This is a genomic window from Novosphingobium sp. (genome assembly GCF_032093395.1).
GTDB lineage: Bacteria > Pseudomonadota > Alphaproteobacteria > Sphingomonadales > Sphingomonadaceae > Novosphingobium.
The window spans coordinates 20,876-47,231 of the sequence record NZ_DAMDBA010000007.1 but is presented as its reverse complement, the minus strand read 5'-3'; the positions used below and the strand labels follow the sequence as shown (position 1 = coordinate 47,231).

Annotated in this window: 21 protein-coding genes and 1 pseudogene; 8 read left to right on the top strand and 14 right to left on the bottom strand. The window is 60.8% G+C overall.

All coding sequences use genetic code 11. From position 1 onward, the window contains the following. The first annotated feature begins 36 nt into the window (after positions 1–36). Positions 37–2,133: a catalase gene (locus RT424_RS04240; protein WP_313434718.1), complete on the top strand. Its 2,097-nt coding sequence runs from the start codon at positions 37–39 to the stop codon at positions 2,131–2,133. 65 nt (positions 2,134–2,198) lie between these two features. After that, entirely contained in the window at positions 2,199–2,381 is a 183-nt protein-coding gene (locus RT424_RS04235; protein WP_036529417.1) for a hypothetical protein, read from the top strand. A 64-nt stretch (positions 2,382–2,445) separates the two neighbouring features. Here the strand turns inward: RT424_RS04235 and RT424_RS04230 are convergent, their stop codons facing one another. Beyond that, complete coding sequence (locus RT424_RS04230; RefSeq protein ID WP_211152051.1) at positions 2,446–2,634, bottom strand: helix-hairpin-helix domain-containing protein; 189 nt, start codon at positions 2,632–2,634, stop codon at positions 2,446–2,448. Continuing rightward, complete coding sequence (locus RT424_RS04225) at positions 2,631–3,125, bottom strand: nucleoside deaminase (RefSeq protein WP_313434717.1); 495 nt, start codon at positions 3,123–3,125, stop codon at positions 2,631–2,633. The genes RT424_RS04230 and RT424_RS04225 overlap by 4 nt, the downstream gene beginning before the upstream one ends. A 275-nt stretch (positions 3,126–3,400) precedes the next feature. Here RT424_RS04225 and RT424_RS04220 point away from each other — a divergent pair, with 275 nt between their 5' ends. Continuing rightward, a complete protein-coding gene (locus tag RT424_RS04220) occupies positions 3,401–3,757 on the top strand; it encodes a hypothetical protein (RefSeq protein ID WP_313434716.1) in 357 nt (118 codons plus the stop codon). A gap of 15 nt (positions 3,758–3,772) precedes the next feature. Here RT424_RS04220 and RT424_RS04215 read toward each other — a convergent pair whose 3' ends face one another. Next, complete coding sequence (locus RT424_RS04215) at positions 3,773–4,069, bottom strand: plasmid stabilization protein (protein ID WP_313434715.1); 297 nt, start codon at positions 4,067–4,069, stop codon at positions 3,773–3,775. 148 nt (positions 4,070–4,217) lie between these two features. Between RT424_RS04215 and RT424_RS04210 the strand changes: the two genes are divergently transcribed. Continuing rightward, complete coding sequence (locus RT424_RS04210) at positions 4,218–4,445, top strand: DUF3072 domain-containing protein (RefSeq protein ID WP_313434714.1); 228 nt, start codon at positions 4,218–4,220, stop codon at positions 4,443–4,445. Positions 4,446–4,463: 18 nt separating this feature from the next. On the opposite strand, the gene RT424_RS04205 is transcribed toward RT424_RS04210, so the two are convergent. The 4 genes and pseudogenes from RT424_RS04205 to RT424_RS04190 all read right to left on the bottom strand — a co-directional run bounded on the left by RT424_RS04205 (position 4,464) and on the right by RT424_RS04190 (position 7,689). Further along, the gene (locus RT424_RS04205) at positions 4,464–5,447 is read right to left on the bottom strand and encodes a PAS domain S-box protein (protein ID WP_313434713.1); all 984 of its coding nucleotides are present in this window, start codon (positions 5,445–5,447) and stop codon (positions 4,464–4,466) included. A 331-nt stretch (positions 5,448–5,778) separates the two neighbouring features. Beyond that, positions 5,779–6,420, bottom strand: a pseudogene (locus tag RT424_RS04200) (IS256 family transposase); the annotation flags it as partial. Between the two features lie 190 nt (positions 6,421–6,610). Continuing rightward, positions 6,611–7,132, bottom strand: coding sequence for an Hsp20/alpha crystallin family protein (locus tag RT424_RS04195; protein ID WP_313434776.1), 522 nt, complete (start codon positions 7,130–7,132; stop codon positions 6,611–6,613). An 83-nt stretch (positions 7,133–7,215) separates the two neighbouring features. Further along, positions 7,216–7,689 carry an Hsp20 family protein gene (locus RT424_RS04190; protein WP_147223258.1) on the bottom strand — a complete coding sequence of 158 codons (474 nt, stop codon included), beginning with the start codon at positions 7,687–7,689 and terminating at the stop codon, positions 7,216–7,218. Positions 7,690–8,681: 992 nt separating this feature from the next. Here RT424_RS04190 and malQ point away from each other — a divergent pair. Continuing rightward, entirely contained in the window at positions 8,682–10,703 is a 2,022-nt protein-coding gene (malQ, locus tag RT424_RS04185; protein WP_313434712.1) for a 4-alpha-glucanotransferase, read from the top strand. Positions 10,704–10,786: 83 nt separating this feature from the next. On the opposite strand, the gene RT424_RS04180 is transcribed toward malQ, so the two are convergent. Beyond that, positions 10,787–11,011, bottom strand: a complete 225-nt coding sequence (locus RT424_RS04180; RefSeq protein ID WP_313434711.1) for a chromate transporter — start codon at positions 11,009–11,011, stop codon at positions 10,787–10,789. 619 nt (positions 11,012–11,630) lie between these two features. Between RT424_RS04180 and RT424_RS04175 the strand changes: the two genes are divergently transcribed. Beyond that, complete coding sequence (locus tag RT424_RS04175) at positions 11,631–12,410, top strand: hypothetical protein (RefSeq protein ID WP_313434710.1); 780 nt, start codon at positions 11,631–11,633, stop codon at positions 12,408–12,410. Between the two features lie 164 nt (positions 12,411–12,574). Here RT424_RS04175 and RT424_RS04170 read toward each other — a convergent pair whose 3' ends face one another. After that, entirely contained in the window at positions 12,575–13,075 is a 501-nt protein-coding gene (locus RT424_RS04170) for a hypothetical protein (protein WP_313434777.1), read from the bottom strand. Between RT424_RS04170 and RT424_RS04165 the strand changes: the two genes are divergently transcribed. Beyond that, entirely contained in the window at positions 13,039–13,188 is a 150-nt protein-coding gene (locus RT424_RS04165) for a DUF2256 domain-containing protein (protein WP_313434709.1), read from the top strand. The two genes, RT424_RS04170 and RT424_RS04165, sit on opposite strands and share 37 nt — an antisense overlap. Further along, positions 13,185–14,741, top strand: coding sequence for a cryptochrome/photolyase family protein (locus RT424_RS04160; RefSeq protein ID WP_313434708.1), 1,557 nt, complete (start codon positions 13,185–13,187; stop codon positions 14,739–14,741). The genes RT424_RS04165 and RT424_RS04160 overlap by 4 nt, the downstream gene beginning before the upstream one ends. A 454-nt stretch (positions 14,742–15,195) precedes the next feature. Here the strand turns inward: RT424_RS04160 and amyA are convergent, their stop codons facing one another. The 5 genes from amyA to RT424_RS04135 all read right to left on the bottom strand — a co-directional run bounded on the left by amyA (position 15,196) and on the right by RT424_RS04135 (position 26,252). Continuing rightward, entirely contained in the window at positions 15,196–16,683 is a 1,488-nt protein-coding gene (gene amyA, locus RT424_RS04155) for an alpha-amylase (RefSeq protein WP_313434707.1), read from the bottom strand. Positions 16,684–16,767: 84 nt separating this feature from the next. Continuing rightward, positions 16,768–17,349 (bottom strand): DUF4142 domain-containing protein, encoded by a 582-nt coding sequence (locus RT424_RS04150; RefSeq protein WP_313434706.1) that lies wholly within the window; start codon positions 17,347–17,349, stop codon positions 16,768–16,770. A gap of 368 nt (positions 17,350–17,717) precedes the next feature. Beyond that, positions 17,718–18,164, bottom strand: a complete 447-nt coding sequence (locus tag RT424_RS04145) for a response regulator (protein ID WP_313434705.1) — start codon at positions 18,162–18,164, stop codon at positions 17,718–17,720. After that, positions 18,161–19,372, bottom strand: a complete 1,212-nt coding sequence (locus tag RT424_RS04140) for a PAS domain-containing protein (RefSeq protein WP_313434704.1) — start codon at positions 19,370–19,372, stop codon at positions 18,161–18,163. Before RT424_RS04140 ends, RT424_RS04145 begins: the two co-directional genes overlap by 4 nt. A gap of 727 nt (positions 19,373–20,099) precedes the next feature. Beyond that, positions 20,100–26,252, bottom strand: coding sequence for a hypothetical protein (locus tag RT424_RS04135; protein WP_313434703.1), 6,153 nt, complete (start codon positions 26,250–26,252; stop codon positions 20,100–20,102). Between the last annotated feature and the right edge of the window lie 104 nt (positions 26,253–26,356).

Here is a 26,356-nt window from a genome sequence, read left to right as displayed (position 1 = left end):
GTGAACCATTTCACGATCAGCGCGAAAGGGACCGACATGGCCAGTAAGAACGCAATCGAAAACACCACGGGAAGTGGCGGGGAAACGCATCAGCAAGCAAGCGACGATAAAGTCCTGACCACCAACCAGGGCATCCGGATTTCCGACAACCAGAACCAGCTCAAGGCAGGCTCGCGGGGCCCGGTCTTGCTGGAAGATTTCGTTCTGCGCGAAAAGATTTTCCATTTCGACCATGAACGCATCCCCGAACGCATCGTCCATGCCCGTGGCTCAGCGGCCCATGGCTATTTCGAGGCGACCGAAGACATCTCCGACATCTGCAAGGCGGCGGTCTTTACCAAGGGTACCAAGACTCCGGTCTTCACGCGCTTCTCGACGGTTGCGGGCGGCGCAGGTTCGGTCGACACCCCGCGCGACGTGCGGGGCTTTGCGGTCAAGTTCTACACGACCCAAGGCAATTGGGATCTGGTCGGCAACAACATCCCGGTGTTCTTCATTCAGGACGCGATCAAGTTTCCCGATTTGATCCATGCCGCCAAGATGGAAGCCCAGACCGGCTATCCCCAGGCGGCGACAGCCCACGACACCTTCTGGGACTTCATTAGCCTGATGCCCGAATCCACCCACATGATCATGTGGGCCATGAGTGATCGCACCCTGCCGGCTTCGTTCGCCACGATGGAAGGCTTTGGCATCCACACGTTCCAGATGGAAAACGAAGCGGGGGACGTGACCTTCGTGAAATTCCATTGGAAGCCCAAGGCTGGCCTTCAATCGACGATCTGGGACGAGACGGTGAAGATTGCCGGCGCCGATCCTGATCATCAGCGCCGTGATCTGTTCGAGCGGATCGACCGGGGCGACTTCCCGGAATGGGAGCTGGGCATCCAAGCTTTCGACAAGGCGTTTGCCGACAGCCTCGATTTCGACGTGCTCGATTCCACCAAGATCATTCCGGAAGAAATGCTGCCGGTGCGTGTGATCGGCCGCATGGTTCTCGATCGCTATCCTGACAACTTCTTCGCCGAAACCGAGCAGGTTGCCTATTGCCCGGGCAACATCGTGCCTGGCATCGGCTTCTCCAATGACCCGTTGCTGCAAGGCCGGCTGTTCTCATACCTCGACACCCAGAAGTCGCGGCTTGGCACGGCTAATTTCCACCAGCTTCCGGTGAACGCGCCCAAATGCCCGGTGATGAATTTCCAGCGCGACGGCCAATTTCAGATGGCGGTGCCGAAGGGGCGCACGAATTACGAGCCCAATGGCCTGTCTGAAGGTGCCGAGACGCGGCCTGGAGATGAGCCTGGGCCGCGCGAATGCCCCGTCACCGGCTATCGCAGCATCGCCGCTGCAACGGGGCCGGACGAGGAAGGCGGCAAGCTTCGTATCCGCGCCGAGAGCTTTGCCGATCATTATAGCCAAGCGAGGCTGTTTTTCCGTTCCCTCGCCGAGCCGGAGCAGGCGCATCTGGCCTCGGCTCTCGTATTTGAACTCAGTAAGGTCGGCTTGGCCCATGTGCGCACGCGAATGATGGCCAATCTCGTAAATGTTGATCCCAAGCTCGCCAAGCGCGTTGCGGACGGGCTCAATATGGAAGTTCCTGAGGCTTCACCATCGGCTGCGCCGGTCAAGGACATGGAGCCTTCGCCGGCCCTGCGCATCATCGATGGTCCGCGGGCGCCAAAGTCGATTGAGGGGCGCACCATCGCGATCCTCATTGCTGATGGCTCTGATGCGGGCGTTGTCGACGAGCTGACCAGTCAGATCGGGGATGCCGGGGGCCGGCCGGTGATCGTCGCACCCAAGATCGGCGGCGCGAAGATGTCCGATGGTTCGGTGCTGGAAGCGGATTTCCAGCTCGCTGGCGGTCCCTCTGTGCTGTTCGATGCCGTTGCCGTCGTCCTGTCGGCAGAGGGCTGCACGCAGCTTCTCAAGGAGGCGGCTGCCGTTCAGTTCGTGATGGATGCTTTCGGGCATCTCAAGGCCATCGGCCATACAGAAGAGGCACAGCCTTTGCTCGACAAGGCAGGTGTTGAGCCCGACGCCGGCGTCACCGACCTGGGTGCAACCTTCATCAAGGTTGCCGCGACCCGGATTTGGGCGCGCGAACCAAAGGTCCGCATGCTGGCGTAGGCATCGATTGGGAACACGGCACCCCGGCACGTGTTTTACAGTCATTCCATTTGAAGGAGAGCATCATGAGCATCGAAGGCAAAGCCAAGGAAGCTGCCGGTTTCGTCAAGGAAGAGCTGAACGAACACGGCGACACCCCCGAAGCGAAGAAGAAGGCTCAGGAAGGCCGCGATCTACGCAACGAAGGTCGCGTCGAAGACGGCAAGGCGCCCAAGACGACCGAGCCGGGCACCGGCGCCAAGGAATAAGTCTAAATCGAGATTCGGGACGCCGCCCCTCATGGGGCGGCGTCTTTGTATCTGCCAAGGTTGATCAGATCGTCAGGGCATCTTCCAGCCCATCAGCATTCCCGGCCATTCCCGGAACTTCTTCCAACTGACGCAGCGCGGTGAACGCGCCGCGATCTTCACGGTAGCGCACGATCTCAAAACCATGGCCCTTGAGCCGGGGTATCGCATCGAGCTCGTCAGCGCTCGCCGTATTCACATTGATCTGCGTCATAGGTTGCCTTGCTCCTTCAACGGCACAATGGCGTCGGGCGGGTAATAAAGGGCAGCGCATTCTTCTCGCAGGCACCCGCCTTCAATCACGATGTCATCGCGATAGGCATCAGCGATGAACGCCAATGTATCTACATGCTTGGCCTCGAAATACATTTCATGCACATCGTCACGCCCTGCGCCATAGACAACCCTGCCTACTTTCGACCAGATCGACGCCATCGTACACATCCCGCAAGGCTGGAGCGTCGAATAGAGCGTTGCACCGCGCAGCTCCATTTCACCCGTGTCTTCGCATCCTCGCCTGATCGCCATCATCTCGGCATGCGCGGTAGCGTCGGGCAGTTCCTCGGTCTGGTTACGCTCACCGGCAATGACCTTGCCATTCAGCACAATCACGCAGCCCAAGGGTGAGGTAGAGGGATCGGAACCTTTGGACCGTGCAATCTCGATGGCCTTGCGCATCCACTCTTCATCTTCGGCCTGCGACACTCTCGTCCTCCTACTCGTCAGCGAACGCGCAAAGGAGCGCTACCTGCCCCGGATAATAGGCGTTCGGCAACGCCAGAGCCCCTTATGGCCCCAAAAAACCAGTTTCCTCCTGGCGCGCCAACAGCACGCAGATCGGCGCAAATTAGACAGGCTGGATGCTGAGACCATTGTCAGGTCGGGTTTGAAAGACTTCGCGGTCATCATGTCTCCCCTGTCGGGTTGAGGAACGCCTTCGGTCCGGAGATGGTTTCGCGAGAGGATTCGTGGAAGTGAGCATGGCGGACGAACGATCATCGCCTACCAAGGCCGCACATCATCCCGTCACGCCTGACGGACGCTATTTCGTCGTGCGTGGTCGGCTTTGGCGCACCTCCGATCCATCACTCGACCCGGACGAGCGCGCGCAGATGGTCCGGCAACTGATAGCGGCCCGGCGCGCGGTCGCGCAGGCCAGAAGGACCGGCGACATGGCGGCCGAGGATGGGGCCCACGCCGATGTCGACCAGGCGAAACGCGCCCTGGGCGAGCGTGGTCCGGTCTGGTGGAGCGACGGTGCGCCCGATCTTAATCGTCACATGGCGCGCACCGGTCCCTATGCCCAATGGTATGCCGATCTGAAAACTGACGAATAAGAGGATCGCGAAACCCTAGCCGCGTGCTTGCCTGCCGCGCGTATCCCATCCTTTCTTCGCCGCGGCGGACCGTTTCTCGTGGCTCTGGGACGAACCGCTCTTGCGACCGCCCTTGCGCGACGCGCTGTGGTTATCGGGCTTGCCGCGGCCCGATCCGGATTTGTTGACGCCACCGGATTTCTTGTTCACCGTCGCCGACGCACGGCGTTCGGCTTCCTTCTTGCCGACACCGCGGTCCTCATAGCCTTCCTCGATATGCTCGGCCTCGCGCTTCTGCTTGTCCGTATAGCTCGACTTGTCGCCCTGCGGCATCGCTGGTCTCCTGAACACTGGCCCCCGCATTCTGCGAGAACGACCAACCCGCAAATTTGCTTTCTCGCTTCGTCGCGGATGCCGGCACGGGAACCGACGGTTCATCTCTCCGTTCTTAAAAAGAACAATATGGGAACATGAAATTGCTATGACCGAACAGCTGCACAATCTCAAGCTCGATGAGCATCCCGGCTCGAACACCGAAAAGAATCCCGAAGACTGGGTGTCCGGCGACGATCCGATGACGGGGGCGCAGGGCTCCTATTTGACCACGCTGTGCGAGGAAGCAGGCCAAGCGCCGCCGCCTGCCGACCTCAGCAAGGCCGAAGCGTCAAAACGCATCGACATGATCAAGGCGAACCTCGGTCTCGACTGACCGCAAACAATTCGTTGGTCAGTGAGCGAGCTGGACGCGGGCGAGGCATATGGTCACGACCCGCTCGTCGCCATGCCACGCTTTTTCGATCGTCCCGCCGAGTCCACGCAGAGCGGCGCTCATCAGCTCTGTCCCGAAGCCCTGATCGCCATTGTCATCACTGCCACCGTCTTCGCGCCAGGCGATAGTGATGGTTGCATTCGCCACGGTGATATCGACCGTGAGTTGGCCGTCGGAATGGGAAAGAGCGCCATATTTGACGGCGTTGGTGGCGAGTTCGTGCAGAAGCAGCGCTAGTGACGTCGAGGCATTAGCGCCGACGGGCGCGTCGCACCGCGCGATGGTGATCTGACCCTCGTTGCGATAGGGCTCCAGTACCGCCCTGAAGACCTCGCTTAGCGTTACACAGGGCTCCTCTTCGCCAGGAAGCCTGAGGACAAGTTGCTGCGCAGCGCCGAGCGCGGTGATCCGGCTGCTCAGGTCGTTAGCGAAGTCATCGACATCGTCGGCCCTTCGGCGGCCGACTCTGACCAGCCCTTGCACGATCGACAGCAGGTTCTTGATGCGGTGATGCATCTCGCGAACAAGGAGCCGCTGGTTCTCGGCATGACGGAGCCGTTCGCCGATATCACGCGCGATCGTCGACGCCCCAATGATCTCGCCCGCGGCGTTGCGCACCGGCGAAATGGTAACCTCGATGTGGACAGGTTCGCCATCCCTGCGCCGGCGTACCGTTTCGAGCCGATCAATGCGTTCGCCGGCCCGGAGTTTGCCGATGATGTCGGCTTCCTCCTGGAGCCGGTCCTCGGGAATGATGAGGGTAATGGGCTGGCCGATCGCCTCTGCGGCGGCAAATCCGAACAACTTTTCGGCTCCCGCATTCCAGCTGGTGATGATGCCATTGAGCGTTTTGCTGAGGATGGCGTCTCCGGAATTGTCGACGACCGAGGAAAGCCACAACCCGGCGTCGAACTTGGGATCATACAAGGTCCAATGGCTCATGTTCCCTCGTTCGCGCAATGTCCGGAGGCCATTTGAAAAACTTGTGGTAACGGCCCACGTGCAGAGGCGCAGCAGCGGGCGGCGAGCGGACATTATAAATATCGGCGGATGACATCAACGCCTGTCGGGTTGCCGGTTTCGTGGTTGACCAGCCACCCTGATTGCTGCGGTTGTTTGTATTGGCGCCGAAGCGGACCTCTGGTGATCGTCCGATTTCCCTTTACCCAACTTTCAAGAATGTGCTCACAGCCAGCAGCTTTTCTCAGCCGACGTGGTCGTGTCCCGCGGGGTGGTGTAGGAACCGTCGATCCACGGCAGGATCGAGTTCAGATCAGGCTGCCAGTGCTGGCAAGCTGACGATAGGGTTATGGCTCACCGAGCCGAGAGTTTCCAGTGTCATGTAGCGGCGCGATACCGCCCACTCATCATTTTGCTCCAGCATGAGTGCTCCGACGAGACGAACGACGGCAGCGTCATTCGGGAATATGCCGATCACGTCTGCCCTTCGCTTGATCTCCTTGTTGACCCATTCCGGTGGATTTGTGGAGGCGATCTGCGCCCAATGATCCTTGGGGAAGGCCATGTAGGCGAGCAGGTCCTCGCGTGATGCGTCCATCATGTCGGCCAGCTTTGGAAACTTCTTGCGCAGGGCATCGGTAACCTGGTCCCACTGTTGTCGCGCTGCCTCGGCCGTCTCCTGCGCGAAGATGGTCTTGATCATGGCAATGACAGCGGGTCGTTGTTTCGGCGCGGCATGGGCGAACGCATTGCGCATCCAGTGCACCCGGCAGCGCTGATGGGTCGCGTAAAATACCTTGCTGGCGGCAGCGCACAGCCCTTTGTGATCGTCGGCGATGACCAACTTCACACCGCGCAAGCTTCGGTCAGCCAGAGAGCGCAGGAAGGCTTTCCAGAAAGGTTCGGCTTCCGACGGGCCGGTGGCCACGCCCAGAACCTCGCGTCGGCCAGGGGATCGGCCACGGGCCGCCAGCGCGGCGAAGCGCACCCGCCATTGTCCACGCCAAGCGCGTCCAACCTGGCTGGTCGCACTCGGCGCTGGCTCGATCACGGGTCGAGCATCTGGCGATAGCGCGCTCGCCGCGCTTGGTCCGGTGAGGTTATCGTTGACGGATGGCCCGGAACCGAAGCCCCGGGCCAGATCGTCAGGCCGCCTTGCCATTGACCGGGATGCGGCGGACATTTTCGTTCGCCGCATCCGTCTTCGGCAGGGTGACCGTCAGCACGCCGTTCCTGAAGGTTGCGCCGGCTTGGTCACGGTCGATGCCCTGGGGCAGTCCGATACGGCGTTCAAAGCGGCCGTAGCTGCGCTCGGTATAGCCACGATCCTTGTCTTCGACCTCGGACCGCTTCTCGCCACGAAGCGTCAGCGCCCCGTCTTCGACGGTAATTTCGACGTCCTTCTCGTCGAGACCCAGCAGTTCCGCCGTGACGCGAATCTCCCTGTCGGTCTCGCCGAGCTCGACATGGGGCCAGCCGGCAGCGCGGTCGAGGCCGGCCAGTGGGGGCACACCGAACCCTCGGAAGACATTGTCGAACAGCCGGTTCATCTCGCGGTGGAGCGAGAGCAATGGGTGAGTATCATTGTCGCGGCCGCGCTCGGCGCTGACCTGGACGGGAAGCCGGTTTTCCTGCCGGCTCCAGGGAATGAGATCACGAAAAGCCATGATGGTCATCTCCTTTTCTGGCTGGAAGAGGCACGGCCTGCCGGCCCGCTTGAAACGGCGCCGGCAGACCTCTTAAACCGGGATCAGGCCGCTTCGCGGACCTCATCCCTGGGCGCTTCGATCTGATCCGGGGCAGCTTTGCTACCGTTGATCTCGATCCGGCGCGGCTTCATTGCCTCGGGGACAACGCGCTTGAGCGAGATGCTCAGCAGTCCATTCTCAAAACGGGCATTGCCAGCTTCCACGAAGTCGGCAAGCTGGAAGCGCCGCTCGAATGCGCGTGTGGCAATGCCGCGATGCAGATACTCGCCCTGATCGTTGTCTTCGGCACGCTTACCGGTGACGGTGAGCAGGTTCTGCTGAGCCACCACCTCGATGTCCTCGTGGCGGAAGCCAGCAACCGCCAGCGTAATGCGATAGCTGTCGTCACCTTCTTTCAGAATGTCGAAGGGCGGATAGCCATCTTCATCGCGTGCGCCTGCCTCGAGCAGGTTGAACAAGCGGTCGAAGCCGACCGTCGAACGCCGATAAGGCGTAAAGTCGAATGCAGTTCTCATTTCCAAATCCTCCAAAGAAGCGATCTGGACATGAGTTGCGCCAGTACAGGAGAGCTGGCGCCCTCGATGTCCACCGGACCCGAACAGCGGCGCCCGGCAAGTGGGACTTAGGAAGGGAATTTTTGCAGTTCAAGACCTCCCTACGCGCAAATGACGAGTTTTCTGCTCCCTTCGCTCCCGCCTGATATTTGCCGCAATTGGCAACGTGATGGCCGGCAACCGGCGTCCATTCGCCTGAGTTTCGCCGTCACCGTTTCTAGCGGGATCAATGTGAGGAGATTCGACGACGCTTCAGCGCGACACTCCATCCTCCGTAAGAGATTAAAGCGTCGCCACCACCCGTTGAACCCACACCCAGCCCCGGTCATAAGCGGACTTACCGCTGTCGACGCAGCTGAGCGGCAACTATCTCCGTATCTGCGCTCCAAACGCGACAGTCGCCTACCGGCCAATTGCGCGCATTCCGTGAACGACAATCAGGGCGTCGGGAATGGCTGGTGCTGGATGGGGACCTGTCATTCCTGGGCCGGATCGCGAAAGTCGGTTTTGTCCCAACGCGGGTCGCTCGGCCTATCCTGAGGTTAGGCGAACAGGGGCCGGCTTTCACCGCACCTCGATAGGGGCTGACATGATATGTCAGCGCGTCGGGCACGGCTCATGTACGTGGGTAAAAGGCGGCACGGAAACCCGCAATGCCGCTCCTGCGTTGCAAGATCGGCATCTTGGCGCGCTCGATCTGCCGCACTCGACTGGAACATGATGATGAAAGAGGACCTAAACCAGAGACACGGGGGCCTCGGCACCGAACATCGCGGCGGAGAGCCCCGCATCCGGCCTTATGTTCTTTGCGCGATCTTCGGGGTATTCGCTATCGCCGTCGCGATCCTGCGGGTTTTGATTGGGGTCTGGGGTCGTCCCCGCCTAGGCAATGTCGATCCCGGTGTAGGCCAACAAGGCCGCGCGCAAGTCCAGAAGTACCCACGCTGAACGCCGTGGAGGCAATCCGCTCCAGCCCTGCGAGCGATGAGCCGCTCCACGACCTTGCCGCGGCGGCCGGGCTTCAGCGGCATTGGCAAGGCGCTGACGAAAAGGCGCATGTCGTCCCCGACGAAGCGCTGCGCGCGATCCTTCAAAGGCTGGGCTATCCGGCGTCGAATCCGGTCGACATCCGGGAAAGCCGCTCGACAGTTGAGGCTGAACTGCAGGCCGTTCCGCGACTGCTGACCGCCGACGTGGGAAAGCCGATAGCCTTGGCGCACGGCCTGAAGCAGGCCATCCATGCCGAGATCGTTCCCGAAAACGGCGGTCCTGGGCGACAGGTCCTGCCGGTCGATGGCCGGCTTCCGCCTGTCGAGGAGCCGGGGTACTACCGAGTGCGGATTTTGGGGCGGGAGCTTCGGCTCGCCGTGGCGCCCCCCGCCTGTTTCTACCCCGCCGGTGCCGAAGGTCGCAAACGATGCTGGGGACCGGCGATACAGATACCCTCGTTGCGGACCGAGCAATCGGCTCCGTTCGGGGATCTGGAGGCGCTGTCGCAAGCGGTAGGCCTGTTCGCGAAACGCGGCGCGGATGCGGTGGCGATCAGCCCCGTTCATGCCATATCCGCCCACGCTGGTGCGGGGTTCAGTCCCTATAGCCCGTCGAGCCGGCTCTTCGTCAACACCGCATTGGCCGCGCCGCGATTGGCGGGTCTTCCCGGTTTCGAGGAAGAGAAAGGAGGCGCGATCATCGACTGGGAGTCGGCGCTTACCAGCCGCAGCGAGGCGCTGCGCCGCCTTTTTGCGGCGCTCGAACCTTCCGCGCGCGCGCGCGTCGATGCCTGGGTGGAAACGCAGGGAGAGGCGTTGCAGCGACATGCCCTTTTCCAGGCCCTCTCTCTGCATTTTGGCCCCCGGCACGCGAGCGGCGCGGCACCCGACTGGCGGGATTGGCCGGCCGAATACCGCGACGCCAGCAGTCCGGCAGTGACGCGTTTCCGAGAAGACCATCCGCAGGAGATCGCCTTTCACCTCTTTGCACAATGGTTGGCCGGCTTGTCGCTGGCCCATTCTCAGGACAGGGCGCGGGGGGCCGGGATGGCGATCGGGCTCATCGCCGATCTCGCCGTGGGCATCGATCCCGGCGGCAGCGATGCCTGGGCGATGCAGCAAGACGTCTTTTCCGGTCTCACCATCGGCGCTCCTCCTGATCCGCTGGGTCCGGAAGGGCAGAACTGGGGGCTCACCGCATTTTCACCGAGGGGGCTGGCCCGCTCCGGCTTCGAACCCTGGCTTGCTACCCTGCGTTCGGGGTTGCGCCATGCGGGAGGGCTGCGCATCGATCACGCGTTCGGCCTCTCGCGTCTCTGGATTATCCCGGAAGGCGCGGACGCGGCGCAAGGCGCTTATCTTTCGTTCCCGTTCCGCGACATGGTGCGGCTCATCGCTTTGGAGTCCCACCTCGCCAAGGCGGTGATAATCGCCGAAGACCTGGGCACCCGCCCCCCCGGTTTTGACGAAGAGCTGGCGGGCCGCGATCTGCTCGGCATGCGGGTGCTCTGGTTCGAACGATCGGCAAAGGGCTCGTACCGCGCCCCTGCGACGTTCGAAGCGGCCAGCGTTGCCATGACGAGCACGCACGACACGCCTACAGTGGCGGGCTGGTGGAGTGGCAGGGACCTCGCCTGGAATAGCCGATTGGGTCGCGGCGGCGACCCGCAGATCGAGCAGGATAGGCGCAGCGAAGAGCGGCAGGCGCTATGGCAGGCGATCGGCGGCACGCCCCCCACCAAGACGCCCTCCACCGAGACGGAGGCGGTCGTCGATGCTGCCGTGTCCCACGTGGCCGGGGCACGATCCGATCTGGCCATCGTGGCTTTGGAGGACCTGCTCGGCCTGGAAGAACAGCCCAACATACCCGGCACCGTCGGCACTCATCCCAATTGGCGCCGGCGCATGGCCGCTACCACGGGAGAACTGCTTCAGGATCGAAGGGTACAGTCCAGGATCGACACGCTGAACCGGCGCGGCCCCTAGGTCACAGATCCATAAACAGGATTCCCAAAGCGCCGTTTCGCCCACACACGATCAATCCCATGTGGACGCACAGTTCATGCGCTTCAGGCCCCGGCAATACCTGTAGGACTGCGATGAGGCGGTTGAACCGGGGCCTTTTCAATCCAACCTTCCTCCTCGACTAGTGCCTGCCTGAGCATCGCGATCTGGGCCACCGGCCCGCCGAAAGCGAGCGAGCCGAAGCGGAGGAACTTCAGGAAAAGAGGCATCATTGTGATAGGCGGCGGCCCGGCCTCAACCGGCGATAGCGCGGCAGTTTCGATCGTCATTCCAACGCTCCCCTCGCCGCAGGCGCGACGGATGGAGCGGACTTGCACGAAACCGTCTAAACGGGCGTGCGCTTAGCCCCGTTGATCGACGCATCGCTTTCATCTGCTTTTAAGTCAACGACAGCTTGTCCCGACATCTCAGCCAGCCTCGGGCGCAGATCGCGAGCCTGACACCGGACGTTCGCTCCGCCGGTCCCGCCTCAGACCATCGGCGGTTTACAGCACAATCAGCCGTTCGGTAGCGACACCGGGAAAGGCAGTAATGTCCCAATCCAGGGCGTTGGGCGCCGGATGAAAGCACCCAATTGTGTCAGTTCACTCGGTGATTTCGTATTTCCAGTTCGACGGCCAGCCTCCCGATCGGAATCCTAGCAAAAGTGGAATGCAGAAAAGAGGCAGCGTTAAGGTTCGATCCGCGCAGATGTTTGACCGAGATGAACCCTTCGAAATATCCAACAATGTCAAACGACGGTTAATACAAGTATTTTGCGCGCAGGCTCGCACAGCTCCAGCGTTACCGTCGATATCAATGCGTTGATCATCCCTTTTATGAGCTATGAAGGCCGCGATGACTGTTGTACAATATGCTATCGGCCAAGCGAGCCTCAGGACGTTTGAGATGGCGTTGCCTACTACGCAGAGATCAGTATTTGCGCCTGACGCGCGGTTCTTTGTGATTACGGCGATTGTTATGGCGCTGATAAACGTAGGCGCTTTTTCGTTCTTTGCAGCCATGGGCATATCGTCGTTCCAAGCGCCCGTTGCGGTACATATTCACGCGATATTGTTCATGGGGTGGATCTTGCTGTTCGTGTCTCAGGTCTCGCTTGGAGCCGCCGGATCGCTCGCCCTTCATCGCAAGTTGGGCTGGCTGGCGGTAGGCTGGGCTTTGGCGATGGTCATCGTCGGCACCATGACGACGATCTGGAGCGCCCAGAAAGCTGCAGTACCGTTCTTCTTCCTACCCGCGCAATTTGTACTGATGAACCCGTTAAGCGTGATGCTGTTCGCGGCGCTTTTGATTGGGGCCGTGGCCAAGCGGCGCGATCGCGAATGGCATCCACGCCTGATAATATGCGGCATGGCAGCGATCATGGGGCCATCCTTCGGGCGGCTGCTACCCGCTCCCTTGCTCATGTACTCGATGCTGACTGCCGTCTTCATAGGGATGATCGCTTTTCCCGTTGCCGGCATTGTCCGGGACAAGCTGCGCTACGGCCGCGTCCATCCGGCATGGTGGCTTGGCTTGGTTTCGCTCTTGCTGTTGCAACTGGCGACTGAGACACTGGGCCGGAGCGCAATTGCAGGGGCAATCTACGCACGCACAGTGGTGGGAACGCCGGGCGCGCGTGTGCCCGGATTGATTTATCAGCGGCCACCGTTTCCGACAGATTCGTGACTTTGGTCAAACTACCGGGGAACCTCATCATCGAAAGCGACCCTTATTGAAAGCGTAATGGTCAATTTGAGCATCTCTCGATGCTGACGGTCCGGTTCCCGACGGACGTCAGGCGACCGGGCCACTTGGAGGTAGGCCGGTAACGGCATTCAGCTTTGAATGTCTCATAACCCGCGATAAGCGCATGCATAATGAACATTCCTTGTGGCCAGCCCGCACGCTGATCGATCTGGGTCGATCGCGAAACCGATCCGCCGCTGCTTGGCAATATGCACCGAACAACCGATCACCTCGTTGACATAAATGGGGTCGTGGACAGCCTCGAGCCATTCTCGCGGCATCACTTCGGGCGTGTGGACCGTCATCGTCACGCCGCTCTCGCCCAGCATCCGCAGGACCAGCGCATACTTGTCATGCGCAAATGTGCCCGTGCGCTCGGTTTCGGCCACGTAGCCGGGATGATGGACGACATGAAGCATGGCCTTGCAGGTAGAACGCCTGGGCACCAGGTCGAGCAGCAATGCCCCGCCCGGGTGCGGGCGGTTGGCTGCATTGCGCGGCTTCCAGGAAAGCGAACCGCGCTCGATCGAGATCGGCCTCCAATCGGCATCTGGTGCGTTAGGACGATATGCCGCACCACAAGCTGACCTTGCCCACCAAAACATGCCTCTCCTGCCAGCGGCCGTTCGCGTGGCGGAAAAAATGGGCGCGGGACTGGGATAGCGTCAAGTTTTGCTCGGATCGCTGCCGGAGTGCAGGGGCGACGAAGCAGCCATGACGACGCTCGTTCCCGTGCTGGGTGACCAATTGTCGCTTGGCCTGTCGTCGCTGCGCGCGGTGGACCCCGGCGATGCCGTGGTGCTGATGATGGAAGTCGCCGACGAGGCGACTTATGTCCGCCACCACAAGACCAAGTTGGCCTACATCTTGTCGGCGATGCGCCATCATGCCCAGGCGCTCGAAGCGGCCGGATGGCGGGTCGATTATCTGCGGCTGGACGATCCGGAAAACAGCGGCAGCTTCACAGGCGAGGTCGCACGGGCAATCCAGCGGCATGATTCAGACAGGATCGTCGTCACTGAGGCGGGAGAATGGCGCGTCTCCGCCATGCTCGATGGCTGGGAGACGCTGTTCGGCCTTCCGGTCGAAATCCTCGCGGACACGCGATTCGTTTGCTCGCATCAAAAATTCGATGCCTGGGCGAGCGGGAAGCGCGAGCTGACAATGGAGTTCTTCTATCGCGAAATGCGCAGGAAGACCGGGCTGTTGATGGAAGATGACAAACCGGCCGGCGGGCGCTGGAACTTCGACAAGGAAAATCGCAAGCCCGCGAAGGCTGATCTGCTCACGCCGCGACCGCTTCGCTTTGCGCCCGACGCGATCACCCGCGACGTCATCGCACTGGTGGAAGACCGGTTTGCCGATCATCCCGGCGAGCTCGAGGGTTTCGATTATGCCGTGACCGCCTCAGACGCCGAACGCCAGGCCGCCAGCTTTTTCGCGAACGCGCTGCCGCAATTCGGCGACTATGAAGATGCAATGCTGACCGGCGAACGGTTCTTGTGGCACTCGATCCTGTCGCCCTACATCAATTCGGGATTGCTTGACCCGATCGAATTGTGCTGGCGTGCCGAAGCGAAGTATCGCAAGGGCCGGGCCCCGCTCAATTCGGTCGAGGGCTATATCCGTCAGATCATCGGATGGCGCGAGTACATGCGCGGCATCTACTGGCGCGAAGGCCCTGGCTATGTCGATCGCAATTTTCTGAATCATCACCGCGCGCTTCCGCACTGGTATTGGACCGGCGACACCGACATGCATTGTCTGTCCGAAACGATCGGGCAAACGCTAGCGACGGCACATGCCCATCATATTCAGCGGTTGATGGTGACGGGCAATTTTGCTTTGCTGATCGGCGCCGATCCCAAACAGGTCCATCTGTGGTATCTCGAAGTCTACCTTGACGCCTATGAGTGGGTGGAGTTGCCGAACACACTGGGCATGAGCCAGTTTGGCGACGGAGGGCTGCTCGGATCGAAACCGTATGTATCGTCGGGCGCGTACATCAACAGGATGTCGGACTACTGCAGCACCTGCCGGTACAACGTGAAGGAGCGGATCGGCGACGATGCATGTCCGTTCAATGCGCTATACTGGGACTTCCTCGCCCGTCACCGGGAAAAGCTGAGCGGAAACCACCGGCTGGCCATGCCCTACCGCACCTGGGATCGCCAATCAGAAGAGGACCAACAAGCCACCCGTGCGCAAGCAGCAGCTTTCCTTCGCCAACTGGATAAGGAATGCCGGCCTTCCTACGCAAACCGTGGATGATCTGTTACAGTCACTACTTAAGCCGCTGACGAGCGGCCGATTGCGCTAAGACCCGCCATCCGCTTGTGGCCGGGATGACTTGCCCCAGCGCAAAACAAAATGTTCTCGGGCGATTACAACGGATGAATATGCCCGGGTGACGGCCACAACCTTTTTTTCGCAGTTCTATGGCGTTGGCGGCACTGCGCCATATGCACGGCTCCGACCAGGGATCTATCCTGGGCCCGGCCGTCAACCGTTCGGCGCAGGGGCGCATGGACGGCGTGGAGGTACGCCTGGCGCTGCGCTGCCTCCTTGAGCATTGCCCGGAGCGCTTGCCCACGGGCTCTACTGAGACGCGGCCCGGCAGGAGAACGAGATCGGCAGGGCGCACGGCGTAACGGCCGCTTTCAACGGCATCGTGCGCCAACTGCGCCTTGCCGGACGCTATGATGAAAGGTCGCCGTGACCGATCCTAGACCGCGTCGCTGCGGACCCAGACGCTGACGCTGCCGCCATTGACCCGCACGTCGAGATTGCCGGCGTCGTCGGCAAAAATCTCTTCCTCGCAGTGACCCAGATAATCGCGAAAGCCCTGTCCGGCATGGCCTTCGCCCACCGGCACCGTCTTGCGGGTTTCTTCGCCATTCGACAAAATGGTGACGCTGCCTTGCTCGTTAGCCGTCCCGGCCCGGATGATCGCAATGCAGTGCGGATCATCGAAAATGTCGGTCTGGGCGCCGTGGGCGAACCGCTTGCGCGCTTCGATGAGCTTGGGAAGGCAAGGGATCGCCGGCATTTCTACCTCGTGGGTCTCTCCATCATCGCCGCTATCGCTGTACTTTGCGCCGTACAGGTCGGGATAGAAGATGCACGGTGTGCCTTGCTCGCGCATCAGAATGAGGGCGTATGCCAGCGGCTTGAACCATGGTTCAACCGAGGCTTCCATTGCTTGTAGGGGCTGGGTGTCGTGATTGGAGACGACTGTCACCGCATGATCCGGGATCGAGGCGGTCAGGCTGCCATCGAAGATCGTGCGCAGGTCGAAACCGCCGCCCGCTTTGGAAGCGTCGTAGAAATGGTGATGCAGTGCGACATCGAAAAGCATCAGCTGCTGGTCGACCTGGTCGAGATAGCGCTGCAGGACATCCATGTCGGGGTGCCAGTATTCCGCGACCACGAACAGCTCGGGGTTCACTGTTTCGCGGACATGGCCGACCCAGTCGCGGAAGAACCAGGCAGGGATGTGCTTGGCGGCATCGAGGCGAAAGCCTGTGCAGGCTACCTGCTGGGGGAGCCAGCGGCCCCAGAATTTGAGCTCCTCGTAGACAGCGTTGTTCCGAAACTCGATATCCGATCCCATCAGGTAATCGAAATTGCCCACTTCATCGTCGACTTCCGCGTTCCATTCGCCTGCGCCATATTCGTTGTCGATTCGGAACACGCCGTTCTCGTCGGGGTCTTCGAGATGATCGACGCCGCTGAAGCACTTCATGTCCCAGATGAACTTTGAGTGCTGGCCCTGCCGCCCTGGGAAGGTAAAGCGGGTATAGGCTGAGGCCTCGAAACTCTCGTCTTCGATCTGGTTGCGATCCTCTGGGTTTGCCCGGCGCACATGGACCCGCTCGGTCTCGTCAGCCCCCATCTTGTGATTGAAAACGACATCATGGATCACGCCGACGCCGGCGTCGGTGAGCGACTGAGTCGCCTTCTGCAGGCTGGCAAGATCACCGTATTTGGTGGCAACGGTTCCTTTCTGGTCAAACTCGCCGAGGTCGAACAAATCGTATGTATCGTAGCCGATCGACGCAGCGCCCGAGGCGCCTTTGTAGGCAGGGGGTAGCCACACATCGGTGACGCCCATCTGCGAGAGGCTTTCAGCCTGATCGGCAACCTCGCTCCAGAGCTTTCCGCCCTCGGGAGTGTACCAGTGGAAAAACTGCAGGAGCGTGCGACCGGGCATCGAGATTTTTCCTAGAAAGGAGCGCGGACGTGAAAACGCCCGCCGGGGGAACAGCGGGCGTTTTCTCTGCCGGGGCAGATCTGCTTAGTTGGCTGCGACCGCTGCCGGTGTGAGGCCACGCGCGGTGGTATAGCCGGTTTCGAGCGAGGGCACGGCGAGGGTCGCGACCTGCTTGAGCGCAGGATCGCTGCCGGTCATCGCATAACCCTTCTGGAGCGCCCACATCGATGGCGAAGCATCGGCCATCTGGGTCAGGTAAAGATTGTCGAAGCTGGAGCTGCTCTTCTTGAGCAGTTCGAGCGAGGCTGCATTCTGCGACGACAGCGTCAGCGAAGGCCGGGTGATCTTGCGATCCTTGTTCGACAGCGCCGCGTAGAGGGCATCGCGCTCCTTCTTCGCCGTCATCAGGTCGGCCTTGGCATAGGCCTTCACATCGGCGCGCTCGGCCTTGCGCATGGCCAGCGTCGAAGCGGCAATGCGGTAGTTGAGCGCATCGGCGGTCATCTTCACATAGTCGGTTGCCGAGACCTGGGTGCGGGGTTGGACCGAGAAGACGGTGGTCGTCTCGCCTGCGGCATTGGTATGCGCGATGCCCGAAACCGTCTGGGCCATGGCGGCGGGGGAAAGAAGAGTGGCGGCCATAACCGCAGAAAGAACATAACGCATTTAGATACTCCGCGTTTGTTGTGTAGATGACGGTAAAAAGCATCTTGGAAAGCGCGGGTTCCACGGACAAAATAGTCAATCAAAAAATTATTTATCGGGTTGGTGGCTGGATCTATTTGTATTCGTCTATGTTGTTACGAATCGGACTCAATAAAACATATCCGATTCAGGATTTCTGATTTGAACTATCTCTTTTTGCGTCATGGGTGTTCAGGGACTTCCTGCTATTGCCGCAGCGTTCGGAGCAGAACTTCGCCTGCTCCCAATCACGCTCCTATTTTTTCGCCATGCGCAACGACGAGCGCCGACCAGGCAGGTCTTGGTCGGATGGTGGGGTTTCTTGTTCGCCAAATGCTACCGGCCCAACCTCACGCTATTGCCCAGCGCTGCTCCAGATGAGGCGATGGAATGAGGCAGGCAGGCATAGGGGAGCTGGGCGGCGGATCGAAGACGCCATTAGCCAGATATCTGAGTGCATGCTTGATGCCTGCATGGGAAAACGGCTTAGCGATGACGCCGTGGGCGCCGGAGAAATCCTCCGGAATCTTGGCAACGTTGGCGGTAACGAAGATGATCAACGCGTCGGGCCAGCGCTTCTGGATCACTTTTGCCACATCTAGGCCGTTAGATCCGTTGGTGAGATGGATATCGACGAAGGCAAGTTGGGGGTCGATATCGTCGGGCAGGTCCTCGACATCCTTCAGGCCAGCGGCCTCGGATAGCACACTGTGGCCGCTGTCTTCGACTATGGCCTCGATGTCCATGGCCAGGAGGATTTCGTCTTCGACTATCAGGACGTTCATGGCGTCGTTCATACTTCCGTCTCACTACGGGGAAAGGTAATCGTCACACAGGTGCCAGGAGCGTTGTCGCTCCATGTCGCTTCCGCCCGCGCCTGACGGGCAAGCCGGGTGATCATCGAAGTGCCGATGCTCTTGGTACGGTGGGTTGAAGGAATGCCGGGGCCATCGTCACAAATTCGAATGATCCCGCGGTCGATATTGTGCTCGACATGGACGCTGAGCCGGCCTGATCGGCCGTCGGCGAACGCATGTTTGATGGCATTGGTCAGAATCTCATTGAGGATCAGCCCGAGCGCGGAGGCATTTGCCGCATCCACGAACAAGGGCTGGGTGGTGAAGTCCAGCATGATATTGCTGCGTCCGCTCGCACCGACCACGTCGGCTGCGAGGCTATGGACGAATGAGCCAAGATCGAAGCGGGCTAGGTCGCTCGATTGGTACAGCTGACGATGAACGACCGCTAGGGCATCGACACGCTCCAACATGGAGTCGAGAATTGCCACTACCCCGGGATCGTCGATCGTGCGAACCTGGAGGCGCAGCAAGGAGCCGATCATTGTCAGGTTGTTTTTTACCCGATGATCGACCTCGTGGAGCAGGAGTGTCCTGGCATCGAGTGCAGCGCGTAAATCTGACGTGCGCCGATCAACCTCGCGTTCAACAAGCAGTTTCTGATCACTGATGACCTGCTGCGCCTCGATGCGGTCGGACACGTCCATCTGTGACGCGAAAAAGAAACGGATTACGCCTTCATCATCGCGTACTGGCGACATGTACAGAGCGTTCCAGAACGTCGAGCCGTCCTTGCGGTAGTTTAGGAGGTCGACATCGACATCATGGCCGTTTTCTATCGCCTCGCGGACGCGCGCGACAGCGTCGGCGTCGGTATCCGGTCCTTGAAGAAATCGGCAATTGCGACCGACGATTTCCTCCCGGGTATAGCCGGTCAGTGCTTGGAACGCTTGGTTGCAAAACACGATCGGATTATCGGCCTTCGCCGGATCAGTAATGACCATCGGCATGCGGGTCGCGCGCACCGCTGCGGCAAACGGGTCGCCGCGTCCATGCTCGTAATCAAGGATGTCGGTAAGATGCCAGTCGTCTCTCTGCTTCAATTTCGCCTCCAGCGAAGGCCAGAGGGCATCGCGCAATTTTCCAAACCGAATCTGCCGACGTTGGTTCCCCAGGCTGGTTGCCTTCAAAGCATAGCAGGGCGCCATTCCTGATCAAAAACCATGACAGACGATCGTCGCACGCCCCGAGACAGCATCGGCGGCTGAGCTGGCAGACTTCGTGGAAGCTGGCGATGCTGATTGGAGAACGGCCTGCTGAGCGTCGCCCCCAAATGCATGGCGCCCGAGGCGATGAAGCCGCGCCGGATCGAGATCGCTGGCGGCAAGGGCGCATAGGATCAGATCGAAGCACCCAGGGATGGGGCCCAGGCAGCACGATTCCTTGATCAGAGGTATGCCGGGCCGCCCAAGGCGGGCCGGCATACCCTGCCCCTTCCAGTGAGAAAAGGAGATGACCATGATGGCTTCTCGTCATCTTACGGCCTGGGTTTGGCAGAAACACGGCTGCCCGCCCCGGTCAGCAATAAGCGCGGCCGCGACACCAACCCGCCGCTCTCGCTCCACCGCAAAGCGATCCGCTGTTCGACGACATCTTACGCCGCCTCGGCGTGCCCGCCTTTGGCCAAGTGTGATCCATTGCCCGCTGCCCCATGTCGAGCTCGATATGCCGGGTTTGCTCCAGTCGGCCGACCAGGTGTTCAACGTGACTGTGATCGCGGAGATGACTGAAGTCGCGGGCGGGCGGCTCTCTGTGGTTTACCTTTGGCGGTTTAATCGTTCGATCAACGCAAGAAGAGGCACGCGATGCCCAGCATCGTGTGCCTCTTCTTGACGTACTCAGTTAGTAATCACGGTGAGTCACAGCAAACTTCCATCAAAACCCCAGGCGAATTCCTCCAGTGATGTTGGTCACGCCATTAGCTCGGGTGAAAGCCGTGTTGCCCCGCGCGAACAAAGTTATTCCTGGGGTCGCCACCCAATCGAATCCACCGCCGACCTGCGCATAGTTCCGATCGCGCTCTGCTCCAGCCACCGTAAACTGGCTGGAGGCGTTTACAAAACCGGCAGTGGCAAGTGTGGAGTCACCGCTGGCGCGGTAGCGCCAACCGGCTGTCAGCCAGGGGCGTAGCCGCGTCTGAGCCGGCATGTCGAGGCGCACGTCCGCGCTTACGAAAGTTGCATCCTGCTTGCGGCCGGCCACATCGAGCGCGAATACGTCGTTGCCGATTTCATGCGCATCACCGCGCTTCACCCGAATGTGCGTCACGCCGATCTCGGGTCCCAGACGCCATCCCCCCTTGCCGATCGCAAAGCCGTAGCCCCCATGGGTGTCGAACGTCAGGCTGTGCAGATCGTAGTGCCCGGTCATTTCGGTGCGATCGAAAAGGCTGCGGTGCGTGGTCGCCGAACTGCCGTCCCAGACGACCGAACCGCCAAGATCCAGGCCGCCTCGTTCGAAGGAGACGCTTGCGCCTACGAAGGTGCCGTCCGACTTGGTCCTGGCCCCCAGTGCCGGCAGGCTCTGGTTGGCGTAGATACGGCCGACAACCGCCGCGACCGCCACCGGCCCGGCCTGATACCCTATACCGCCGAGAAGCCCCCCGCTGTTTTGCCGAACGTTCGAGGTGCCTTCGGCTGAATTGCCGCGCAGATTCTGCCAGCTGCCGAGTCCCTGCCCCAGCATGAAGAAGCGCGGTTTTCCGGCCTCTCCGGTCCGCTGCGAGGCACGCAAGGCCGACGAAATGGCAAGGCCGTTGTCGATGCCGATCTGGCCGGCGACCGCATAGGCTTCGGGATGAAGCGTGTTCATTGCCGCTTCGTTGACATAGCCGTCCGCCTGGGTGAGCTTTTGCACCGCCGTCATGAGACCGCCGTTGGCCGTACCGGCGATCAGCAGGTCGTTCAGATAGCCGGTCGTTGCCGTGACGTTATGACGGGCACCCGCATGCAATTGCAGCGTTCCAAGCAGATCGAGGCTATCGGACGTCTGGACGATGTAACCTAGAACCGTCTGTGCCTTGTCGATCCTGGAGAAGCTGCCGGTTATTCCACCGGTCGTGGTGATCAGATGATAGGTGACACCCGGTGTGAGCGGCCGTTCTCCGACGATGTTCAGCGTCGTGCCACTGGCGATCGTCAGGCTGCCGTTGATGACCAGCGCGTCGCTGACCGTCGGCGTCATTTCGAACAGCGTGGTCGACCCGGAAGCAAGCGTCACGTTGCCGTTGACGGTCATCATTGCCGGAGAGGCGCCCGGCGACAGCGTGCCCTGTACCGTGATGTTGCCGTTGACGGTTCCGGCGCTGCCGAATGTCGCGCCCTGCGCCACGGAAATCCCGTTCCGCGCGGTGATCGTCGATCCGGCAGGACCGATCAGCCTGCCGCCGTTGACCCAGATGCCGTCGAAGCTGGCATCGCTGGCCAGCGAACCCGTTCCGCTTTCCATCGCGAACTCTTCGAAGTTCGCATAGGTATTGAGATCTATCGCAGTCGGTGCTGTCGCAGCCCGGTCGAAGTGCAGAGCCAGGCGATCGGTGCCCGTGCCGCCATCGACAACGCCGCTGACCGTAGAGCCGGCAAATGCCTCGAACACATCGTTTCCGCCGCCCAGCGCGACATTACCGATGATCGTGCCGCGATTGACCACATGCTCGGAGCCATCGGTGCCCGTCAGCACCGTTTCGCCTAAGGTCTGCAGGGTGGAGCCGGCCGCCAGTTCGAACGTCGCGCCTGCGCTGACGACCAGCGTCTGGACCGGCAGGACGCCGTTCACGGTCACGCTGCCGCCGCCCGTCACGCCGAAGTTTTCGAAGCCGGTGAAGGGCTGGAAGAAGGCGCTGTCCAGAGCGCCGCCGCCGGACAGATCGGCCAGGAGCGTATCGTTTCCGGCTCCGCCTTCGACTGTGCCCGTCATGACCGCCGAAAGGCGCTGCACGAAAAGATCGTCTCCGTCGCCGAGATAGACGTCGCCGATGATCGAGCCGGTGTTCTTAATGTAATCGTTGCCGCTGCCAAGGTCGATCGAACCGATGATGGTTCCGCTGTTGACGATCCTGTCGTCCTTGCCGCCGAAAGTCTGCACGGCCCCTGCGAACCGGGTCGTGCCATAGGTTTCTGCACTGAGGTTATCCGCGGTGACAGTATAACCCGTCGTGCCGTCGATCGTGCCGGTATTGACCAGATCGAGCGCGCCGCTGACCCGGATCGCAGCAGCATACGCGCCCTTCGCTTCGATCGTGCCGGCATTGACGAAAGAGATCTGACCTGTGCTGCCGGACACCGACACCGCCGTGGAGGCGAAAGTCTCGGGACCGACGATGAGATCGTAATAAGGATAGTCGGGCAAGGGAATCCAACCGTAGAACATCCTTTCATATCCATCGCCGTCGCTGCGGATCGTTCCGGTGTTGGTAATGGTTATCGTAGCCGACCCGTCACCTCGCATGTTCAGGGCCGAAGCCCCGCTGGCCGAGGCGCTGAGAGTGCCCGAGTTTTCCAGCGCAAGGCTGTAGTTGCCCGGCTGCTCGTAGAGATTGGACGGTGCAATGGTCAAACCGTCTGCCGTCTCGATCGCGCCGCTGTTGCTGAAGGTCAGCGACGGGGAGACCGCATACTGGGCGAAAGCGTAGTCGACGACGGCACTACCGCCCCTGATCGTGCCGCTATTGGTGATCTTGGCGCCGGTCAGTTGGTAACCTGTAATGCCGAGCGCCGAAACGGAGTCGGCTGCAGCAATCGCGCCGCTGTTATCGAAACTGAGCGCGCCGGTTCCCCATTGGGCGACCGTTGGGCCCAAAAGCCCTTCCGAGCCAATGGTTGCGCTGTTGGAGAGCGCGTTGGCCGCCACGGTAATGCTGCCGACATCGGCTTCGTTGGATAGAGACCCGAGAGGCCCGGCGAAGTCCTCTAGGTCAATGGAAAAGACTTCGTAACTGACGAGCGCTTCGCTGGTGGCGGCCTTGTTTACGATCTGCCCGTTGCCAGCCAGGACGATGGTCTCGGCAAGCGGAGCGTCACTGACGATCGTGACAATCGTATCGCTTCCCAAAGATCCGGCAAATTCCCCTTCGAAGGATGTCGGCAACGGGCCGCCAAGGGTGACGGTCCCGCTGGCCTTGCGTACATGCCCGACCCTGTCATAACCGCTTCCGCCGTCGATCGCGCCGGAAACGCCAAAGCCAGAACCGTCCTCGATCAGGACGTCATCGCCGGACCCGAAACGCAAGTCACCCTCGATCGAGCCGCCGTCCGCATAATAGTATCCGCGCGTCGCGGAGTAGCCGTAGCTGGACCACCCCAGATCGACATCGCCAACGATGGCCCCGGCATTGCGCAATGTGCCGCCGTTGCTCTGGATTGCGATACCGGCGCCCCCGGAGATCGTGCCGCCCGCACTATTTTCGACGGCCAATGTAGAGCCGCTTGTCGATACGATGGCAGCCTGTTTTGTGCTGGCGATCGTGCCGGAATTGACGATCGACGTGGCGTCGATCGCATAAACGGCGGCGGCGCTTGCAGAAATCGTGCCCGAATTGTCGAGGTCGGAAACGTAGGCGAGGCCATTGCCGCCTATTGCCGTGATCGTTCCCGCATTGGTTACGGAGCCGCCCGAGATTGCCGACGGCGTGCTCCAGGTTGCACCGGTCGTATTGTTCAGCGCAATCGTGCCTTCGTTCGTGAGGTGATCTCCCGACCCCAGATTGATCGCGGCCAGGATGTAGGTGCTGGCGTTGTCCTGGATGGCCGTGATCGTCCCCCGGCTCGTGATATCCAGCGCGCCGGCCGTCCCGGAATAGCCGGAACCGGACAGCATGCCGATCAAACGTATCGCAGATTGGTTTCGCGCATCAATATCTGCGGTCAGGTCGACGCTGCCCTCGCCTGCAAAAGAAAGCGGCCCAGTGATAGCGCCTTCGGCATTGAGCGTAAGCGCTGCGTCATCGTGAAGTTGATAGCCTACCGAGTTAAAACCGGCATGCGAAACCAGTGTCGCGCTGGCATCCTTGCGCACTTCGTAGCGGAGATAGGATCCTGATGCCTTTACCGTCCCGTTGATACCTGCAAACTCGCCAGCTCCCTCGTTCTCGAGCTCGGTGATCAGATAGGATCCCTTGCCGAGCGTGAGGTTTCCATTCAGGACGCCGCCGGCAAGCGCGTAGTAGCGATTGTCGGACTCAGACGTCGATACATACGGACCAACGAACGAAACGTCGCCGTTGATGGTCCCGCCGTTCCTGACCTGCGCGTTAAAAATGAACGAGCCGTCGGCGGCGATTGCGGCTGTTCCGCCGGAAATCGTGCCGCCTGCTCGATTGTCCAGAACCCCATAGGAACCCAGGAGGACCGCAGTCGCCGGCGAAGATATCGTGCCGGTGTTGGCGAGGCCGGCCGACAGGTTGACACCGACGCTGCCACCGGAAATCGTCCCGCTGTTGGTTGGAAGTTCGGCTGCGTAGCTGGACCCCCATAGCACCAGACCCGTTCCATTGGCGGAACTGATGGTGCCGGTGTTGGAGAAAGCCGAACTCAGACGGACTTCGGCGGCGGTTCCGGTTGCACTGATCGTGCCAGAGTTGTCGAAGGCGTAAGTGTAGACGTTTACGCCGGCGCCCTGGGAATTGATCGTGCCGCTGTTGGTGATGCTGCTGAGCGAGTCGAGATCGAGCGCATAGTTCTCCGACAGGCCCGTGCTCGTTATGATACCTGCATTGACCATCTTGCCACCGCTTCCGATTGAGGCGTTCGAGATGACCGTTCCGTTGGCGCTCAGGCCGGTTTCGTTGCGAAGCGTGCCGCTACCGTCGAAGGCCAGGCCCCCCGGAACTGAGAAACCGTCAGCGAGCGTGACGGTGACGGCATTTTCGACAACAAGCGCAGTTCTTTCGAAATTGGTGGGCAAGACGATGGTCTTGTCCAGCGTCCGATCGCTGGCGAAATCAATCTGGACCGAATCGGTCCCGGCTCCGCCGTCGATCGATCCCGTTACGCCGGTGAGCAGATCGCCGGCCTCGGTGTAGATCGCATGAAGCACATCGTTGCCCGCGCCGAACACCAGATTGCCTTCGATCGTGCCACCGGTCGAATCGACGTTGCTTTGCGAATAGGACAGGCTGCCGATCGATCCGGAAAGAACGGTGCCGGTGATGACGCCCTTGTTTACCAGATTAAGCTGGCTTGAGGCCGAGATCGCAGTGCCCGAGGAACGGATCACGCCGCCTGCATTGTTCGTCACCGATATTGTGGCCGAGTTCAGTGCGGCCCCGGTGGCCAGATTTGCGACTGTTCCCGAGTTATTGAGCGACAGCCCGTACCCGCCGGACAGCGTGCTGCCTTGCGCGCTCGTAATTTCGCCGCCCGACTGATTCACCACGATCACGCTGGCATTGCTGGAGGATATCGCTGCCCCCGAACCGCTATTCGCTATCCTGCCGCTGTTGGTAACCTGCGATCCCAGGTTGAAGATCGTCGAGGCCGCGCCATTGGACACGATCTGGCCGGAATTGGTCAGGCTGGCATAATTCGCGGGAGTGGCGCCGGTGATTGCGCTGTTGAAGCCTCCGTCGATGAGGCCGGCATTGTCGATCGTGCCCACCGTACCGGAAATGCCGCCGATCGTGCCGCTGGCCCGATTGACCATGCTGGTGAACGAGACATAGCTCCCGCTGGCGACAACCGCGGCGCCGGAAGTCCCGATAAGCGAGCCGGCATTGTCGAGCGTGGCGCGCGTAGAGCTTGTAAAGCCCGCGACCGGCCCGAGCGTGATCGCGTTCGCGCCGGAAATGCTGCCGCCTTCGGTCACAGTGATACCGATGCTGGTGGAAATGCCGTAGTAACCGCTAGGCAGTGTTCCCTCGGTCAAGCGGATACCAGCGGACGAATTTCCATTGATCGCGCCGGCTACGAGGATCGTAGCGGTACGCGAAGCGATGTTGTTGGGCGCATTGATGGCAACGGTGACCGCCGAACCGGACATCGCCGAAACGGTTGCTCCAGATTCGACGGAAACGGTCGTTGCGTTGGTCGTCACCGTTAAACCATCGGTATCGCCGCCAGTGCATGTCGTCGTCGATGATGGTTGTGTCGGATCGGGAGAGCACGCTGCGCGCGCCGCATCCGACGCGAAAACTGAAC

What these genes read in the sequence shown, in the direction of transcription:
- RT424_RS04240 (WP_313434718.1), top strand. Translation starts at nt 37, where the DNA reads ATGGCCAGTAAGAACGCAATCGAAAACACCACGGGAAGTGGCGGGGAA.
- RT424_RS04210 (WP_313434714.1), top strand. Translation starts at nt 4,218, where the DNA reads ATGACCGAACAGCTGCACAATCTCAAGCTCGATGAGCATCCCGGCTCG.
- RT424_RS04145 (WP_313434705.1), bottom strand. Translation starts at nt 18,164, where the DNA reads ATGAACGACGCCATGAACGTCCTGATAGTCGAAGACGAAATCCTCCTG.
- RT424_RS04230 (WP_211152051.1), bottom strand. Translation starts at nt 2,634, where the DNA reads ATGACGCAGATCAATGTGAATACGGCGAGCGCTGACGAGCTCGATGCG.
- RT424_RS04165 (WP_313434709.1), top strand. Translation starts at nt 13,039, where the DNA reads ATGCCGCACCACAAGCTGACCTTGCCCACCAAAACATGCCTCTCCTGC.
- RT424_RS04220 (WP_313434716.1), top strand. Translation starts at nt 3,401, where the DNA reads ATGGCGGACGAACGATCATCGCCTACCAAGGCCGCACATCATCCCGTC.
- RT424_RS04140 (WP_313434704.1), bottom strand. Translation starts at nt 19,372, where the DNA reads ATGGCGCCCTGCTATGCTTTGAAGGCAACCAGCCTGGGGAACCAACGT.
- RT424_RS04235 (WP_036529417.1), top strand. Translation starts at nt 2,199, where the DNA reads ATGAGCATCGAAGGCAAAGCCAAGGAAGCTGCCGGTTTCGTCAAGGAA.
- RT424_RS04215 (WP_313434715.1), bottom strand. Translation starts at nt 4,069, where the DNA reads ATGCCGCAGGGCGACAAGTCGAGCTATACGGACAAGCAGAAGCGCGAG.
- RT424_RS04190 (WP_147223258.1), bottom strand. Translation starts at nt 7,689, where the DNA reads ATGAGAACTGCATTCGACTTTACGCCTTATCGGCGTTCGACGGTCGGC.
- RT424_RS04175 (WP_313434710.1), top strand. Translation starts at nt 11,631, where the DNA reads ATGGCGTTGCCTACTACGCAGAGATCAGTATTTGCGCCTGACGCGCGG.
- RT424_RS04170 (WP_313434777.1), bottom strand. Translation starts at nt 13,075, where the DNA reads ATGTTTTGGTGGGCAAGGTCAGCTTGTGGTGCGGCATATCGTCCTAAC.
- amyA (WP_313434707.1), bottom strand. Translation starts at nt 16,683, where the DNA reads ATGCCCGGTCGCACGCTCCTGCAGTTTTTCCACTGGTACACTCCCGAG.
- RT424_RS04195 (WP_313434776.1), bottom strand. Translation starts at nt 7,132, where the DNA reads ATGGCTTTTCGTGATCTCATTCCCTGGAGCCGGCAGGAAAACCGGCTT.
- RT424_RS04150 (WP_313434706.1), bottom strand. Translation starts at nt 17,349, where the DNA reads ATGCGTTATGTTCTTTCTGCGGTTATGGCCGCCACTCTTCTTTCCCCC.
- RT424_RS04180 (WP_313434711.1), bottom strand. Translation starts at nt 11,011, where the DNA reads ATGACGATCGAAACTGCCGCGCTATCGCCGGTTGAGGCCGGGCCGCCG.
- RT424_RS04160 (WP_313434708.1), top strand. Translation starts at nt 13,185, where the DNA reads ATGACGACGCTCGTTCCCGTGCTGGGTGACCAATTGTCGCTTGGCCTG.
- RT424_RS04205 (WP_313434713.1), bottom strand. Translation starts at nt 5,447, where the DNA reads ATGAGCCATTGGACCTTGTATGATCCCAAGTTCGACGCCGGGTTGTGG.